This is a genomic window from Streptomyces tailanensis (assembly GCF_008386495.1).
Taxonomy (GTDB): domain Bacteria; phylum Actinomycetota; class Actinomycetes; order Streptomycetales; family Streptomycetaceae; genus Streptomyces; species Streptomyces tailanensis.
The window spans coordinates 417-15,294 of the sequence record NZ_VTHJ01000114.1 but is presented as its reverse complement, the minus strand read 5'-3'; the positions used below and the strand labels follow the sequence as shown (position 1 = coordinate 15,294).

Here is a 14,878-nt window from a genome sequence, read left to right as displayed (position 1 = left end):
GGGCGGGTTCTGGAAGAACCCGCCCCCTCTCCCTCTCTCAGATTCCCGGCTCAGCTCACGCGCGTGAGTTTCGCGCCGAAGCCCGGTTCGGTGAGGGCGGTCTGGAGGGCTACGGGGACCTCTACGCCGTCGCCCGTGCCGTCGCCGATGATCAGGGAGCCGACCTTGGTGCCGGCCTCGGCCTCGTGGGGGATGGTGGTGCTCGGGTTCAGTTGCAGCTTGACCGTTTTTCCGGCCCAGCCGACCGCCGAGACGTCCTTGGTGGCCACGACCGGGGTACGGCCGCCGAGTTGGTCGTCGACGTAGCCGACGACGTCGCCCTTCTTCAGGACCGTGTCCGAGGTCAGGGCGTCCTGGGCAGCGAGCAGGGCCGTCTTGCTGGCCGCGTTGGCGGTGTCGATGATGGAGGGACCCTTGTGCTGGCCGAGGACGGCTCCGACGAGGGTGACGGTCTCGCCGCCGACCTCCTTGGTGGCGGCGAAGAGCAGGTTGCCGCCGGCCTTGGTGGTGGAGCCGGTCTTGATGCCGATGGCGCCGTTGTAGGGGACGAGCGTGTTCCAGTTGCGGTGCTTCTGGCCGGACGGGTCGGTCCACTCGGGCAGCTTAGTGATCTCCACCAGCGCGGGGATCTTCACCAGCTCGTTGCCCAGCTTCACCTGGTCCGCGGCGGTGGAGACGGTGGTCTCCTTCAGCCCGGAGGCGTCGGTGTACGTCGTGTTCGTCATCCCGAGCTCCATGGCGGTGTCGTTCATCTTCTTGATGAACGCCGCCTCGGTGCCCGCGTCCCAACGCGCCAGCAGCCGCGCGATGTTGTTCGCCGACGGGATCATGATCGCCGAAAGCGCCTGCCGCTCGGTGAGCTTGTCGCCTTCCTTGACGGTGGCGAGCGTGGACTCACCGTCCTTGTAGTAGCCGCCCTCCTTCTCGGCGAGGGCGTCGACGGTGAGGCTCGGCCCCTCCTCGCCCGACTTCAGCGGGTGGCCCTTGAGGACGACGTACGCCGTCATCGCCTTGGCGACGGACCCGATGGCGACGGGCTTCTGCTCGCCGAAGCTGTCCATGGTGCCGATGCCGTTGACGTCCATCCAGCCCTGGCCTTCCGCGGGCCACGGCAGGGAGACCTTGTCGCCCTTGAACGCGTACGACTGCTCGGCGGTCAGGGTGAGCGCCGGGGCCGGGAGCGGGCGGAAGGCCTGCACGATCGCAAACACGATCGCCAGCAGGATCACCAGCGGGGTCCAGATCTTGACCCGACGGATGATCGTCCGTACCGGGGTCTGCGGGGGCGGCGGGGTGTTCGTCAGCTCCGCCAGCAGATCCAGCGGCGGCCTCGGCGGCAACGGCTGCTGCGCCGTCAGCTCCGGGCCGACCTGGGGGATGGCCCGGGTGCGCTCGGCGGGGGTGGTGGCCGGGGAGTCGGAGCCGCCGGGCGCGGGGGGTTCGTCGAGGGGCTTCAGCGCGACGAATTTGCTGGTGCGCTCGGCTGGGGGCGGGGTGGTGTCGCCGTCGCCGTCGCCCTTGGCCTCGGCGGAGGGCTCGGTGGGGGCGTCGTCGTCCTTGGTCTCGGCGGACGATGGCTTGGTGGTGCTGCCGCCCAGCTTGAGCATGGTGGTGGGGTGGTCCACCTCGGGCAGGCGGGGAGCCCTGAAGACGGCGGTCGCCTGATCCACGGGCCGCTCCGCCTCGGCTCCGCCATCGCCCTCCGTCTCCCCACCCGCACCACCCGTGCGACTTTCGTCGCCATCTGCGGGTGGCCCTATCGGGGCATCCTCACCGTCGGCGGCTTCCGGCCCACGACCTGCCGGAGCGCCGGCCTCGGGGTCATCACCTTCGGCGACATCGGCTTCGGGGGCGTCAGCAGCCGGCGCGACGCCCGCCGGAGCGTCGTCCTCGGGCTCGGCGGCCTTCGGCGCGGCGCCGGCGTCGACTGCGGACGCGTCGGCTTCGGGCCCGTCGACTTCGCGCTCGGCGGCCGTCGACACGTCGCCCTCCGGAGCGCCGCCCGCCCCTTCGTCGTCCACCGGTGTGTCGGTCTCGGGGGCACCGGCAGCCGCCGGTGCGGTGATCTCGGGCTTGGCGGGCTTCGGCGCGTCGCCCGCTGGAGCGTCTGCTTCGGGTCCGCCGGCTTCCGGTGTGTCGGCCTCGGGCTCGTCGCCTACCGGCGCGTCGGCCTCGCGGTCGTCGGCTGCCGAGGCGTCGCCCGTCCGAGCGGGGTCGGCAGCAAAGACGCCGACCGGTCCGGACTCCGAGTCGGCCTTCGGCTCAGCGCCGGCTGCGGCCTCCTCGGCAGCGTCGGCTTGGGCGTCGGGATCCCCGGCAGCCTCGGCTTCGGAGCCCTCGTTGGCCTCACGATCGCCCAACTCGGCCCCAGAACCGCCAATGGCCTTGCCGTCGCCTGACTCAGCCCCGGAACCCCCGGCGGCCTCACCGTCGTCTGACTCGCCCCCAGAGCCCCCGGCGGCCTCACCGTCGCCCGTCGCGGCTCCCGGATCGTCCTCGGTGCGCTCATCGGCGTCCGTCGCGCCCTCGCGCTCATCCCCGGCCGCCTCCCCCGCAGCGGTCGTACCGTCCTCGTCGCCGTCCTCAGCGCCCCCGGCACCGCCGTCCGCGCCCCGCTCGCCCTCGTCGGCGGCTGAGCCGTCACCCGAGCCGCCCGCGGCGGCCCTCGACCCCTCAGCGTCACCCGAGTCGGCATCCGCATCCGTAGCGACCCTCGCCGGCTCGTCGGCGTCCAGGTTCAAGCCCTCCGCCTCCGCCGCCTCCCGCAGGGCTCGGCGGGAGAAGACCGCGGTTGCCTGGTCGGGCTTGGGGGACGGGTCGTGGGTCAGCGCCAGTCGGGGGTCGGGGACCGGGGCCGGTTCCGGAACCGCCGCCTCGTTCCCCGACGTCGACTCCGTCGACGACTCGTACCGCTTCGACCTGTCGGGGGACGTGCCCGCCACCGATGCCTCCTCCCGCGCGCCACCCGCCGTCCGGGACGCGCGCCCAACCGAACTGTGAAACCCCGCCGCCCGACACTAGCCACCGCACGCACCCCGCGCCGCGCCGCTGTCCGAACCATGTACCAGTGTCCTGTGTGCGGGCTTAACCGCTGCGGTAGACGAGAACGACATACCTACTGGTTCCACTACATTCCGGTCACGCACCCTCGACAGACCAATGTGAGAGGGGTCACCCTGTCATTCATCCACGCGGGGAGGCATGGATGGGCAGGAGCCGCAGAACACTTCCGGAGGAGCTTCTGCTGCTGGCGCTGGACCCGGCCACGGGTACCACCGCACAGCCGCAGTCGCTCGACCTTGGTCTGGCCGGAGCACAGCTAGTGGAGCTGGCGCTGGCCGGACGGATAGCCCCAGACGGGGATCGTATCGCCGTGGTGTCCCCACGGCCGACTGGAGATCCAACCCTGGACTGCGCGTTGGAGTTGCTGCGAAGGCGTGGCGCTCCCGTACGTGCCGTCCACTGGATCGGCGGGCCGCGTCTCGGGCTCCGCCAGACCTACCTCTCGCATCTGGAGCGGTGCGGCATGGTGCATGCCGTGGCGGGCCAGATGTGCGGAGTGCTGCCGACGACTCGCTATCAGGCGAGTCAGACCGAGATCAGCCGGGAGATCAGAGCCCGACTGGATTCCGCGATCCGCACCGGCGTGCCGCCGGACCCGCGGACGGCCGCGCTCGCCGCCCTGGCCCACGCGGTCGGTCTCGGCAAGCACCTGTATCCCGGGAACGAGGGGCGGTCCTCCCGCTCCCGCCTCCGGGATCTGATCCGGCACGACCCCATGGGCGGCCTGGTGGCCCACGCCGTCATGGACGTGCAGAACGGCGTGGCCGCCCAGCCGCGCCGCAGCCCGGCACCGACCGGCCGTCAGGCCACCCCCGGCGCCAGGCCCTCCGCATCGGAACCCGCACGCGGCGTTCCGATGCAGCCACGCCGCGGCTCCATGGCCCGCGTCGTGGCGCACTGAGCACCAGAGCACGCAACGCACGGAGTGCACGCAACGCACGGAACGGACACGGAGGTATGCGGTGCCGGGGCCCAGAGCCGCGGCCCAACGGCACCACACGCCTCCGCGTTCGCCGTGTAGCACAGCGCAGTAGTACTGCACCGCCGGCACCGAGCCGCAGCACGGGACCCAGGACCCGGTTCGGGAGCCGCCGGCTCGCGCGGGGCGCGTGCGGCCGTACGTGCGACCGGTTCGCCGGCGTACGACTCGGCCCACCGCCCCGCGCGGCCGCATGCCCGGCGCCATGCGACGGGTGTGACGGGAACGGCCACCGTACGGACGGAAATCCGGCGGAGATCCCTCCACGGCGGAAAAACTACGGTGCAAACCGCGCATGCGCAGCGGATATCCGCTGTTTTCCAGCGGTACTTGGCACCTTGGTGGCAATCTGCTCAACAGCAGATACACACAGACACACAAGGTAAAGGCCCGCAGCCGGAGGTGCACGTCCCGTGGCGTCCAATGTCAATCCCACTGTCAGGCGACGCCGACTGGGCATGGAGTTGCGCAGGCTCCGTGAACAGAAGGGCATGACCGCCGAGGAGGTCGCCGAGCGGCTGCTGGTGTCCCAGTCGAAGATCAGCCGCCTGGAGAACGGCCGCCGCAGCATCAGCCAGCGCGACGTCCGTGACCTGTGCGGGGTCTACGAGGTCGAGGACCAGCGGGTCGTCGAGTCCCTGATGCAAATGGCCAAGGACTCCCGCCAGCAGGGCTGGTGGCACGCCTTCGGCGACGTCCCGTACAGCGTCTACATCGGCCTTGAGACGGACGCCGCCTCACTCAGGGCCTACGAGCCGCAGATCGTCCCCGGGCTGCTGCAGACCCGCCCGTACGCCGAGGCGCTCATCCAGGGCGCGTTGCCCGAGACGTCGACGGCCGATGTCGAGAAGCGCGTCCAGGTGCGGCTGCGCCGGCAGGAACGTGTCTCCGCCGAGGAGAACCCGCTGCGCCTGTGGACGGTCCTGGACGAGGCCGCGCTGCGCCGCATCGTCGGCAGCCGTTCGGTGATGCGCGAGCAGCTGGAGCATCTCGCCGAGATGTCCCGGCTCCCGCACATCACCGTGCAGGTGCTGCCGTACGAGGTGGGGGCGCATCCGGGTCTCAACGGCCAGTACGCGATCCTGGAATTCCCCGACGCCTCGGATTCGAGTGTCGTCTATATCGAGGGCGTCACCAGCGATCTCTATCTGGAGAAACCGCTCGACGTGCAGAAATACAGCGTGATGTACGAGCATCTCAGAGCCCAGGCCCTGAATGTCGATCAGTCACGCCAGTTCATCGCGGACATCGCGAAGGGGTACGCGCGTTGAGCCTGCCGGAGTTGTGCCCGGCGAAGTTGAGCCTGCCGGGGTTGAGCCTTCCGGAAGTGAAGGGGCGGATGATATCCCTTCGCCGCTTCACAGCGGAAGACCCACCCGGTACATGCCACCCGATCGAGTGAATGGTCGCACCGCACGCCGATGTTGGCGAGTAGCGTCGATCACGCCAACACGCAACGACGTTGGCGCAAACCGAGCCGCTGGTCGCTGTCCGGCCGGCGGCTCGGTGACAGCAACTCGACAACTGTGTACCGGAGCAGAAATGGCAATTCGTCAGGGCACCCTGAATACGTGGAAAAAGTCTTCGTATTCGGCTGGAAACGGCGCGTGCATCGAGGTCAAGTCCCCCGTCCTGTCGGCACTCTCCGTTCGGGACTCCAAGACCCCCGACGGTCCCGTGCTGACCTTCCCCACGGACTCGTGGAACTCGTTCGTGGCAGGCGTGAACCGGGGAACGTTCGATCTCGGCTGAGACGTCGCACCCGCACAATCGATCAACAACTCCATACGCAACACCGCCAGAGCCCTCTCGACCGGCCCGCCGTCCCTGCCGAGGGGGCTCCGCCTTTGCCCGTACGACTACCTGCTACCTGCTACCGCAAGCGGTCCACGTACGTGTCCGTCCCCGGCACCGTCGGGATGAACGGCGCCAGCAACTCCAGCCTCCCCAGACCCGATTCGTCCACCGCCTCAGCCAGGCCCATGAAGTGCTCCGCCCAGCAGTCCCGCGGGTCGGCCTCCAGGAACCACAGCAGGGTGAGGCGGGAGTCGACGCCCTCGACCTGCTTGACGTACGACATCCGGTCGAGCGGCAGCGGCGTGGGCCGGAAGACCGTGACCATGGCCGTCGGTGAGCCGGCGAGCCCCTTGGGCAGATACCGGGCCCGCAGCCACTCCAGCAACTCGGCGCGCCCGTCCGCCCCTTCGGCGTCCACGACCTGCAACACCAGGCCCGCGTAAGGGTGGTCGAGGGCGTGGAAGTCGCGGGGTCCGGCGGCCCCGTCCCGGTACACCGTGGCCTCGTGGTCCTGGAACGCCGTAAAGACATGCGTACGGTCCTGGTAGACGCGTGCGTCGCGATTCAGCCGTTTGTTGACGGCGACCGTCCAGCGCATGTGGTCGTCGTAGCGGCCGTCGGTGATCCAGTACGTGGAGAGGTAGCAGCCGGCGGTGACCGGCTGGGCGATCGCCGACTTCTCCGGCGTACGCAGGAGTTGGAGATCCCTGGTCGCCACCCAGCGGCGGCCGGCGTACATCCAGGGCATCGCCATCGCGCCCGCGTAGTAGTGGTCGTCCTCGTACCAGCGGTTGTACGCGGACTCGTGGCCCGGATGCGGCTCGACCATGGTGATCAGGGCGTGGCCCGGGTGGACGCCGTACGGGCCGAGGGCGGCCAGTTCGGCGTACGTGGCGCTGCGGGTGTCGTCGGACATGGGTGTTCCCCTTCCTTCCTCCGCCGGTCGCCCATACTCTGACGCTCCGTCAGATGATGCGCCAGACCGGGGACCGGGGAGGCCTGATGTCGCTGCTCGCGGGCAAGACCGTCGTCGTCTCGGGAGTCGGGGCCGGGCTGGGCCACCGGGTGGCCGCCGCGGTCGTCAGGGACGGCGGGAACGCCGTGCTCGGGGCGCGTACGGAGGCGAACCTCGCCAAGGCCGCGGCGGAGCTGGACCCGGGCGGCGCGCATACGGCGTACCGGGCGACGGACATCACCGACGAGGCGCAGTGCGAGGCGCTGGCGGGGCTGGCGGCGGAGCGGTTCGGGGGTGTCGACGCGGTGGTGCATGTGGCGGCCTTGGACAGCTGTTTCGGGGGGCTGGAGGATGCCGACTTCACCGCCTGGCAGGCGGTTCTCGATGTGAACCTGCTGGGCACGCTGCGGATGACGCGGGCCTGTCTGCCCGCCCTGAAGGCGGCAGGTGGCGGGTCCGTCGTCTTCATCGGGACGCAGTCGGCGGTGGCCGCGCCCTCGCGGGTGCGGCAGGCGGCGTACGCGGCGTCGAAGGGCGCGCTGACGAGCGCGATGTACTCGCTGGCCCGGGAGCTCGGGCCGTACCGGATACGGGTCAACACCGTGCTGCCGGGCTGGATGTGGGGGCCGCCGGTGGAGGCGTACGTCCGTTTCACGGCGCGCGGCGAGGGTGCGTCCGAGGCAGAGGTGCTGGCGCGGCTCACCGAACGCGTGGCGCTGCCCGAACTGGCCACGGACGGCGATGTCGCGGACGCGGCGGTCTTCCTGGCGTCGGACCGGGCGCGGGCGATCACCGGCCAGTCGCTGCTGGTGAATGCCGGGGAGCTGATGCGCTGACCTCCCTTTGCGTGTCAGATCACTCGGAAGAGGTCGGCGGCGGCGTGGACGTCGGTGAGGTCCTCGATGGAGCGGAGGTTGTCGCACAGGGCGTCCAGGACCGAGTCGGACTCGGCGACGCGCGGTGCGCCGACGGCCACGCCGAAGACGCGGAAGCCCAGCCGGTGCTTGGCCTCTTTCCAGCCGCGCATCCATGCCTCGGTGACGCCGCAGTCGTCGTCGGTGAGCATCACGATGTCGCCGCGTCCGCGGGCGGCGTCGTCGAACTCCTCCGCCAGCAGTTCACCGGCCGCCGACAACGGCCGCTGGTAGCTGGTGCCGCCGCCGAGGAAGGTCTCCGCGAAGTCGAGGACCCGGTCGAGGTCGGCGGGCTCGCCGGCCGGGAAGCGGAAGACCTGGAGCTTGTCGGCGGCGGAGAACAGGATGCCGACGAAGTCCCGCCCCGCGTGGCGGGCCTGGTCCAGCAGCGCCAGGGCGCACGCCTTGGCCCACGCCTCCCGGGTGACTCCGCCGGGCCCCGCCTCGTACATGGAGTGCGAGGTGTCCACGCACGCGATGACGGCGCCCTGGCCGGTGGTCTGCTCGCTCTGGCTGTCGTAGAGCATCAGCTCCCCGGCGGCGTAGCGGGCGGCGAACACCGCGCGCAGCTCGGGCAGGCCGAGGTGGGTGAGTTCGGAGGGGATGACGCGGGAGAGGTCGTCGCCGAGCGTGACGCCGACCAGCTCGCCGGTGGCGTTCTCCACCTTGCGGGCGCGCTCACCGCGGGCCATCTGCCGGAAGCGGCCGATCAGTTCGGCCCACTGCGCGAGACGCCCGCCGCGCAGCCGCTCCGCGAGCCGGGCCCGCTCGGCGAACGGCATCCGCTCCAGCCGGCCGGAGCCCACGCCCCAGGCCCGCATCAGCGCGGCCTCCTGCCGTACGGCTTCGGCGGCTTGCGCCGCGGCGCTCCGGGCGGCGGCACGGATACCGGGGGCGGCCGCCGTGAGGGCCTGGGCGGCGGCCTGGGCGGCCCGCAACGTGCACACCGCGTCCACGATCGCGTCGGGGACATCCACGGCCGGGACGGCTTCGGTCACGGCGTGCCGCAGCGCGCCCAGTTCGATCGTGGTCCGTGTCGGTGCGCCGGGCGGGTGACGGCGGAGCGGACCAGCGCGGCGAAGTTCGAGGGTTCCTCCAGATAGCCGACTCTCATCGATGAACGCGACATGCGCGGTCGTGGCGCGGCCGTCGTAGACCTGGCGGTACTCACCCCGGGCGAGCGCGGCGACGTCGATGGGGCCGAACATCCGCGTCGACGCGGTGAACTTCGACAGGAGGATCTCCCAGTAGGCGGCCCCCTCGATCCGGCCCGTGAGCTCCCGGGCCATCTCGGACTTCGCCGTCCCGGGCGGGCCGAGCACCAGCGAGTGCTGCCCGGCCAGCAGCGTCACCACCAGCGTCCGTACGACGTCGGCCCGTTCGTGGAAACGTTCCGACAGCTCGCCGCATATCGCACGCAGCCGCTCGGCCGTGTCCTGCGCGTCCTGCGCGTCCACCATCCAGCTCCTCTTTTCAGCCAACTCGCCGTTCATATACGTAAATCGAAGTCACCGCACCGAACTTTTTTACCCCCTCTTGACCTTCCACTTCCTTGCCGTGGGCATGCCACCGAACTCAGAGTTCACATGCCTGACCCTGGCGGCGGACCCTGGAAGGGGGCCCATGAATAGTCTCGACTGGGCCGTGCTCATCGGCTACTTCGGTGTGATGGTCGCGATCGGCGTCTGGTCGCACAAACGCGTGGACAACGTCAGTGACTTCTTCACCGCGGGCGGCAAGATGCCGTGGTGGCTGTCCGGCATCTCGCACCACATGTCGGGCTACAGCGCGGTGATGTTCACCGGGTACGCCGGTATCGCGTACACGTGGGGTGTGACGTCCTTCGTGACGTGGTCCTTCCCCATCGCCCTCGGCATCGCCATCGGTTCGAAGCTGTTCGCGCCGCGTATCAACCGGCTGCGGTCGCGGCTGCATGTGGCGTCCCCTCTCGAATACCTGAAGAACCGTTACAACCTGGGTACCCAGCAGGCGCTCGCCTGGTCCGGGATGCTGCTGAAGATCGTGGATGTCGGCGCGAAGTGGGCGGCCATCGCCACGCTGCTGTCGGTCTTCACCGGCGTCTCCCTCAACCAGGGCATCCTCATCACCGGCACCATCACCGCCGTCTACTGCACGATCGGCGGCCTCTGGGCGGACGCCCTGACCGAACTCGGCCAGTTCGTCATCCAGCTCCTGGCCGGTATCGCGATGTTCATCGCCGTATTCGTCAAACTCGACGACTTCGGCGGCTTCTTCGGCGTCTGGGACCGCCCGGAGCTGGAGGGCCACGGGGAGCCGCTGGTCGGACCGTACGGCACGGTCTTCCTCCTCGCCTTCCTCTTCATCAAACTCTTCGAGTACAACGGCGGCATGCTCAACCAGGCCCAGCGCTACATGGCCACGGCCACCCCGTACGAGGCCGAGCGCTCGGCCCGGCTGTCGGCGATCCTGTGGCTGGTCTGGCCGCTGGTGCTGTTCTTCCCGATGTGGATGTCGCCGCTGCTGGTGAAGTCGGAGAAGGGCGACGGCTCCGACACGTACGCCCTGATGACCGAGCAGCTGCTGCCGCACGGCCTGTTGGGCCTCGTCATCGTCGGCTTCTTCTCCCACACGATGGCGATGTGCTCCTCGGACGCGAACGCCATCGCGGCCGTCTTCACCCGCGACTGCGCGCCGGTGATCTGGCGCCGGGCGCGGACGTGGACCGAGGGGCAGGGACTGCGGGTCGCCCGCGTCACGACGGTCGTCTTCCTGGGCCTGTCGATGGCGGCGGCCACACAGGTGAACTCACCCGCCTTCAAGGACATCATCACTGTCGTCATCAAGTGGGTGGCCGGTCTGATGGGCCCCATGGCCATCCCGATGATGCTCGGCCTCCTGCGCCCGTTCCGCCGCTCCGGCCCGACGGCAGCCCTCACCAGCTGGGCGTGCGGCCTGTTCGCCTTCTGGCTGGTGAACTACCCGATCCACTGGAACATCGACGGCGGCGTCCCGCTCCAGTACCAGGTGTCCATCCCGCTGGCCGTCTCACTCGTGCTCTACATCGCCATCGGCTTCATCAAGCCGGAGGACACACCCGAGCGGCTCGCGATCATCGAGAAGATCAACACCGATGGGGACGGGGACGGTTACGGGGGCGCGGGGGCCGCGGCGGTTCCGGTTCCGGCGCCGGGCCCGGGGAAGGACGCGTCGAGTCCTACGGGGGCTTGAGGACCCGAGCCGGGGTTGGAGCAGGCGAAGAAAGCGAGGGCCGCTTCCCGCAGTCGACAGGGAGGCGGCCCTCGCGGCACTCACCCGGCCCCGGGCTCGCGCACCAGGAACACGTCCACCGGGTCCTCCGATTCGAGGGTGAACCCGTGGCGTTCGTACAGCCGTCGGGCCGGGCTGCCCTGCAACACGTTCAGGCGGACGACCGTGCCGTCGTGGTCGCAGCGGGAGAGGAGGTCGCGCAGTACGGCCGTGCCGATGCCGGTGCCCTGGAGGTGGGGGGCGAGATAGAAGTGCTCCAGCCGGCGAACGCCCTGGGCGTCCTGGGCATCCTGGGACGGGCGCAGGGCCACGGAACCGGCGAACTCGCCGTTCACCTCGATGATCCAGGTGTGGATCGGGTCGTAGGCGTCGCGGAGGCGTTGGCGGACGCGGTGGGGGTCGTAGCGGCCGAGGCGTTCGAGGTCGGGGCGCATGACGACGGCGCGTAGGTCGGCCAGGGGTTCGAGGTCCGCCGCTGTCGCCTGTCGTATGGTCCAGTCCGCCATGATCGGCACGCTATCGCAGCGTCGGGCGGCCGCTCAGCCCCGTGGGTACCGTGCCAGCCAGCCCGACGACGCTCCGCCCGGGCCGTGCAGGGCCGGGCCCTGGGTCATTTCCAGGGCGAAGTCGTCCGCGAGGACCAGGAGCGTCGGCCGTCCCTCCAACTCCGCCAGCCAGGCCGGGGGGAGGGCCGTCTCGCCGTGGAGGGCACCCAGGAGGCCGCCGGTCAGGGCACCCGCCGCGCCGGAGTGACCGCTGTGGTTGACGGCGAGGCAGAGTCCCTGGCGTACGTCCTCGCCGACCAGGGTGCAGTAGACGGCGACCGCGAGGAGGCCCTCGGCCGTGCCGTTGCCGACGAGGGCCTCGACGAGGGCCGGGGAGGGCGCGCTCTGGCGTACGGCGTTCACGGCCTGCTGGAGGGCGTCGGCGACGGGCTGGTGGCCGGGGCGGGCGGCGAGGAGGACGAGGGCCTTCTGGACGGCGGCATCGAGGCTCTCGCCGCGGGCGAGGGCGTGGACGATGACGGCGTACGAGCCGGCCGTGAGGTAGGCGACCGGGTGGCCGTGGGTCTGGGCCGCGCATTCGACGGCCAGCTGGAAGACCAACTGCGGTTCCCAGCCGACCAGAAGCCCGAAGGGCGCCGAGCGGGCCGCCGCCTCCGCGCCCGGTTCGCCGGGGTTCTTGGGGGCGTCGAGGGTGCCCATCGTCTCGTCGCCGAAGCCCAGGAGGCAGGCGCGGGACGGGTCGCGTCGGGCGTAGAGCCACTCCTCGCGGGCGAGCCAGCCGTCGTCCTTGCGGCGTTCGTCGGGACCCCAGTCGCGCTGGGTGGCCGCCCAGCGCAGATACGCCCGGTGCAGGTCCGTCGGCGGGTGCCAGGCGCCGGTGTCACGACGGACCTGCGCGCGTATCAGGCCGTCGACGGTGAACAGGGTGAGCTGGGTCAGTTCGGTCACCGCCCCGCGTCTGCCGAACGCGGGTGGCAGATCGGTCAGCCCCTCGGGGCCGTACGTCTCGCCCAGCTGCTCCAGGCTGAGCCCGGCGACCGGCGAACCGAGGGCGTCACCGACGGCGGCGCCCAGCAGTGTTCCGCGCACCCTGCTGCGGAAATCCTGCTGCTCGCCCCGCCCCCAGACGGCACCGGCTGTCGCGCCCACCGCGGCCTCCTCATGACCCCACCCCCGTGCGGGCGTACGTCAGTACATACGTACGCCCGCACCCCCCAACAGTCCAGCACTGTAATCGAATGGGAACGGTCCGTTCGGGGCTCTCCGCGAGCCCGATCACCCCGGACTCGTCCCCGAACTCGACCCTGGACTCGTCCCTGGACTCGACCCCGGCATCGACCCCGGCATCGAGTCCGGACTCGACTCCGGATCAGCACGGGGAGCACAACCGTTTCGCTCTCCCGGTGGTCAAAGCGTCCGGATGTGAACAACAGCCGTATCAGAGTCCAACTCCTGGAGAATCCGTGCCCCTTCGTACCAGCCGCCGCACCACCGCCCGTGCGGTCGCGGGGTGTGCCGCCGTCGCCGCCGCGCTGCTGGCCGCGCCGCTCGTCACCGCAGGGCCGGCCGCCGCGGCTCCGGAGGCGCCGGTCGTCGACTTCAACGGCGACGGCTTCGCCGACCTCGTGATCAACGCGCCCCGCGCCACCGTCTCAGGCACCGAGGGCGCCGGCTACGTCTCCGTCGTGTACGGCTCCGAGGCGGGCGCCGACACCGCGCACCCCCAGGTCATCTCGCGGACCACGACATGGCTGCCGGCGACCGCCAAGACGGGCACCTCCTTCGGTCAGACCACGGCCGCGCGCGACCTCGACGGCGACGGCTTCGCCGACCTCGCCATCAGTGGCTTCAACGACGCCGACGTGGTCCTGTGGGGTTCGGCGAGCGGCCTCACCTCGGCCTCCGCGCTCCCCGGCAGGGTCAACCGGGTGGCCGACGGCGACTTCAACGGCGACGGCGAGGGCGACCTCGTCACCACCGGCGACGGCGGCCTCCAGATCAAGCTCGGCCCGTTCACCCGCGCCGGTGCCGCGGCCACGACCGCCACCCTCGCGGCCGACGAGGAGGACGAGATCTGGGACCTCACCGTCGGCGACATGAACGGCGACGGCAAGGACGACCTCATCACCACGGGCGGCTTCGAGGAGATGTCGTACCAGGCCCAGTGGTGGAAGGGCACCTCGACCGGCGTGAGCTCGACGGCCAGGGCCACCGGCTACTTCACCCTCGGCGGTGTCGTCGCCGACGTGAACCTGGACGGCTACGGGGACTACGTCGCCCGCGACGTCGGCCAGGTCTCGGAGGTGAGGGACAGCGAGGCCGGCAACGTCCGCGTCGTCTACGGCTCCGCGACCGGCCCCTCCACCCGTACGGCCAAGATCACCCAGAACACCACGGGCGTCCCCGGTGTCTCCGAGGCCGAGAGCCCCAGCGACGGCCAGTACGGCGGCGACCAGTTCGGCACTTCCGTGGCCGCCGGTGACGTGACCGGCGACGGCTACCCCGACATCGCGGTCGGCGTCCCCGGTGAGGACATCGGCTCCGTCAAGGACGCCGGTGCCGTCGTCCTGCTCAAGGGCGGCGCCGCCGGCCTCACCGGCACCGGCGCCCAGGCCTTCAACCAGTCGAGCTCCGGCGTCCCCGGCGCCTCCGAGACCGGCGACGCCTTCGGCCGGTCCGTCTCCCTCCTCGACGTGAACGCCAACGACCGCGCCGACCTCGCCGTCGGCGCCCCGGGCGAGGACGGCACCTACGCGGACTCCGGCGCGGTCTGGGTCTTCCGCGGCTCGAAGTCCGGCCTGGTCACGACGAACATCACGGCCTTCGGCCCGGCCAAGCTCAAGGCACCGGTGAACGGGGCGCGGTTCGGGACGGCGTTCGCGCAGTAGGGAACCGTTCCTAAAGACTGAGCGGGAGTGAGTCCTGTTCCCAGAACTCATGCTCAGCCGAACGCCCCGAGCGGTGTTGGGCGTTCTGATCCCCCGCTTTCGCTCCGCATCCGGCGCGCACGGATCGTGTCCGTGGTCCGGGGATGCGGGGGCGGGTTCCCTCACGCCCCGGAGCCACCGGTGCGGCCTGGACGGTCCGATGCCCCCGCTCATCACTCCGGTGAGCAGGGGGCGGTGCCGTCCGTCGCCGGATCGGGTGCCCCAGGGCGCGCCTTCCGATCGCCACCGCTGCCGCGTGGTGGCGAGTGGTCTTCTTGTTCTTGCCTGTCAGTGGCTTCTGCCAGTGGTGGGCGCCCCAGCGGGAGGTGTAGGCGGGGTCGACGGCGATGACCGGGATGCCGAGTTCGGCCGCCATCGACACCAGGCGGGCCCGCAGCCTGGAGGTGGGCAGGCCGGAGATCAGCTTGCGGAACCGCTTGCGGCGGCCGTGCTTCTCCCGGGTCTTCTCCGCCTGGAAGTCGAGGTCT

At 70.7% G+C, this 14,878-nt stretch carries 11 protein-coding genes and 1 pseudogene; 6 read left to right on the top strand and 6 right to left on the bottom strand.

The window, feature by feature from the left end; translation table 11 throughout:
* Positions 1-50: 50 nt before the first annotated feature.
* Positions 51-2,942 (bottom strand): D-alanyl-D-alanine carboxypeptidase, encoded by a 2,892-nt coding sequence (locus F3T56_RS44095; protein WP_149831093.1) that lies wholly within the window; start codon positions 2,940-2,942, stop codon positions 51-53.
* 263 nt (positions 2,943-3,205) lie between these two features.
* Here F3T56_RS44095 and F3T56_RS44090 point away from each other — a divergent pair, with 263 nt between their 5' ends.
* From F3T56_RS44090 to F3T56_RS44080, 3 genes are all read left to right on the top strand, one after another.
* Positions 3,206-3,964, top strand: coding sequence for a GOLPH3/VPS74 family protein (locus F3T56_RS44090; RefSeq protein WP_149831092.1), 759 nt, complete (start codon positions 3,206-3,208; stop codon positions 3,962-3,964).
* Between the two features lie 491 nt (positions 3,965-4,455).
* Entirely contained in the window at positions 4,456-5,313 is an 858-nt protein-coding gene (locus F3T56_RS44085; protein WP_149831091.1) for a helix-turn-helix domain-containing protein, read from the top strand.
* 271 nt (positions 5,314-5,584) lie between these two features.
* Positions 5,585-5,794 carry a DUF397 domain-containing protein gene (locus F3T56_RS44080; RefSeq protein ID WP_149831090.1) on the top strand — a complete coding sequence of 70 codons (210 nt, stop codon included), beginning with the start codon at positions 5,585-5,587 and terminating at the stop codon, positions 5,792-5,794.
* Between the two features lie 121 nt (positions 5,795-5,915).
* On the opposite strand, the gene F3T56_RS44075 is transcribed toward F3T56_RS44080, so the two are convergent.
* Entirely contained in the window at positions 5,916-6,755 is an 840-nt protein-coding gene (locus F3T56_RS44075) for a hypothetical protein (protein WP_149831089.1), read from the bottom strand.
* A gap of 86 nt (positions 6,756-6,841) precedes the next feature.
* Between F3T56_RS44075 and F3T56_RS44070 the strand changes: the two genes are divergently transcribed.
* The gene (locus F3T56_RS44070) at positions 6,842-7,630 is read left to right on the top strand and encodes an SDR family oxidoreductase (RefSeq protein WP_149831094.1); all 789 of its coding nucleotides are present in this window, start codon (positions 6,842-6,844) and stop codon (positions 7,628-7,630) included.
* A gap of 14 nt (positions 7,631-7,644) precedes the next feature.
* On the opposite strand, the gene F3T56_RS44065 is transcribed toward F3T56_RS44070, so the two are convergent.
* Positions 7,645-9,168, bottom strand: coding sequence for an AAA family ATPase (locus F3T56_RS44065; protein ID WP_246204768.1), 1,524 nt, complete (start codon positions 9,166-9,168; stop codon positions 7,645-7,647).
* Between the two features lie 163 nt (positions 9,169-9,331).
* Between F3T56_RS44065 and F3T56_RS44060 the strand changes: the two genes are divergently transcribed.
* Positions 9,332-10,918, top strand: a complete 1,587-nt coding sequence (locus F3T56_RS44060; RefSeq protein ID WP_149831087.1) for a sodium:solute symporter family protein — start codon at positions 9,332-9,334, stop codon at positions 10,916-10,918.
* An 80-nt stretch (positions 10,919-10,998) separates the two neighbouring features.
* On the opposite strand, the gene F3T56_RS44055 is transcribed toward F3T56_RS44060, so the two are convergent.
* Positions 10,999-11,463: a GNAT family N-acetyltransferase gene (locus F3T56_RS44055; protein WP_149831086.1), complete on the bottom strand. Its 465-nt coding sequence runs from the start codon at positions 11,461-11,463 to the stop codon at positions 10,999-11,001.
* Between the two features lie 33 nt (positions 11,464-11,496).
* Positions 11,497-12,612: an ADP-ribosylglycohydrolase family protein gene (locus F3T56_RS44050; RefSeq protein WP_149831085.1), complete on the bottom strand. Its 1,116-nt coding sequence runs from the start codon at positions 12,610-12,612 to the stop codon at positions 11,497-11,499.
* Positions 12,613-12,926: 314 nt separating this feature from the next.
* Between F3T56_RS44050 and F3T56_RS44045 the strand changes: the two genes are divergently transcribed.
* Complete coding sequence (locus tag F3T56_RS44045) at positions 12,927-14,351, top strand: FG-GAP-like repeat-containing protein (protein ID WP_149831084.1); 1,425 nt, start codon at positions 12,927-12,929, stop codon at positions 14,349-14,351.
* Positions 14,352-14,361: 10 nt separating this feature from the next.
* Here F3T56_RS44045 and F3T56_RS49070 read toward each other — a convergent pair.
* Positions 14,362-14,878 (bottom strand): annotated as a pseudogene (locus F3T56_RS49070) (IS200/IS605 family accessory protein TnpB-related protein); the annotation flags it as partial.

Bases quoted from the DNA above. Each gene is read 5' to 3' on its own strand.
- F3T56_RS44090 (WP_149831092.1), top strand. From the start codon at position 3,206: ATGGGCAGGAGCCGCAGAACACTTCCGGAGGAGCTTCTGCTGCTGGCG.
- F3T56_RS44080 (WP_149831090.1), top strand. From the start codon at position 5,585: ATGGCAATTCGTCAGGGCACCCTGAATACGTGGAAAAAGTCTTCGTAT.
- F3T56_RS44075 (WP_149831089.1), bottom strand. From the start codon at position 6,755: ATGTCCGACGACACCCGCAGCGCCACGTACGCCGAACTGGCCGCCCTC.
- F3T56_RS44070 (WP_149831094.1), top strand. From the start codon at position 6,842: ATGTCGCTGCTCGCGGGCAAGACCGTCGTCGTCTCGGGAGTCGGGGCC.
- F3T56_RS44065 (WP_246204768.1), bottom strand. From the start codon at position 9,168: ATGGTGGACGCGCAGGACGCGCAGGACACGGCCGAGCGGCTGCGTGCG.
- F3T56_RS44060 (WP_149831087.1), top strand. From the start codon at position 9,332: ATGAATAGTCTCGACTGGGCCGTGCTCATCGGCTACTTCGGTGTGATG.
- F3T56_RS44055 (WP_149831086.1), bottom strand. From the start codon at position 11,463: ATGGCGGACTGGACCATACGACAGGCGACAGCGGCGGACCTCGAACCC.